The sequence below is a fragment of the Clostridium sp. HV4-5-A1G genome, assembly GCF_900184915.1.
Classification (GTDB): Bacteria; Bacillota; Clostridia; order Clostridiales; family Clostridiaceae; genus Clostridium_B; species Clostridium_B aromativorans.
On the sequence record NZ_FXYI02000350.1, the window covers coordinates 1 to 1,154 of the forward strand.

1 protein-coding gene is annotated in these 1,154 nt (G+C 30.0%); it reads right to left on the reverse strand.

The window, feature by feature from the left end; all coding sequences use genetic code 11:
* Positions 1-33: 33 nt before the first annotated feature.
* Entirely contained in the window at positions 34-861 is an 828-nt protein-coding gene (pdaA, locus tag J5G60_RS18425) for a delta-lactam-biosynthetic de-N-acetylase (protein ID WP_407647173.1), read from the reverse strand.
* Positions 862-1,154: the final 293 nt, after the last annotated feature.

Genomic DNA, 1,154 nt, shown 5'->3' on the forward strand with positions numbered 1-1,154 from the left:
AATATAAAGAAAATATATATAAAATACGAATATTTATGGCAATTTATCTAAGCTTTCAAAGGTATAACCTTGATTTTTCCAATCTTTTATTACAGAGTCCAATATTTCAGAATTTGTTTTCGAAACTGCATGAAGCAATACAATTGCTCCATTGTGAGTCCTGCGGCTTATCATTTTTTGAGACTCTATAGGAGAAGGCTGCCTTTTAACATTCCAATCGTTATAGGCAAAACTCCAGAAAATAGTTTTATAACCTAATTTTTTAGTATAAAATAGAGAAAGCTCACTGTATTTTCCCATAGGGGGTCTAAAAAAATGCGGCATTTCCTTGCCTGTGACTTCTCTATAGGCATCTTCTGTTACTAAAAATTCATTCTCAAATTTTATAGGATCTTTTGCAGTCTCCGCCATTGAAGGGTGCTTTGTGGAATGGTTGCATACTAGGTGTCCTTCTTTTACCATTCTGTTTATCAAATCTGCATTGCCTTTTATATAGGGTGTTGTAACAAAAAAAGCAGCAGGAACATTATTTGATTTTAGTATATCCAGTATTTTTGAAGTATAGCCGTTTTCATATCCTTCATCAAAGGTTAAATAGAGTACTTTTTTAGAGGTATTGCCTAAATAGTATGCAGAGTATTTATTTGTAAGTTTTAGAATGTCTTCAGGTATCTCTGAAGGAGTGCCTTTGTTGTTGGGTTTAAAAAACCAGTTTTTTTCACTTCTGTCCAATTTAGATACATCTAAATTCTGAAGCCTGCTGGCGGACTTTTGAGTACTATTTTCTTTAGGATTGGCTTTTGTTTGAAAGGCCCAAGATTTGTTATATATTAAAGGCGCCTCTTTTTTATAAAAAGCCATAACAGTATAGGAATACAAAAAAATTATACACATTAAAAAGATGGATATTAATTTTTTGAACATAGTTGTATCATCACCTACCTTATAATATATAATTTATGGTATACTTAATCTGATAATTTATACTTGGGCTTTAGAGGCAGTATTAGTAAATTGTTCAATAAAAATATAAACCTCTTTAAGTAAGTGTATAGTAAAATTGGAGATAACGGCGTGGATGATTTTATTAAAAATATTGAAGAAATTTATAAACTTATAAATACAAAATTAGATAGTAAAATTAAATTTATATC

Coding starts and splice junctions, on each gene's coding strand:
- pdaA (WP_407647173.1), bottom strand. CDS start 861: ATGGCTTTTTATAAAAAAGAGGCGCCTTTAATATATAACAAATCTTGG.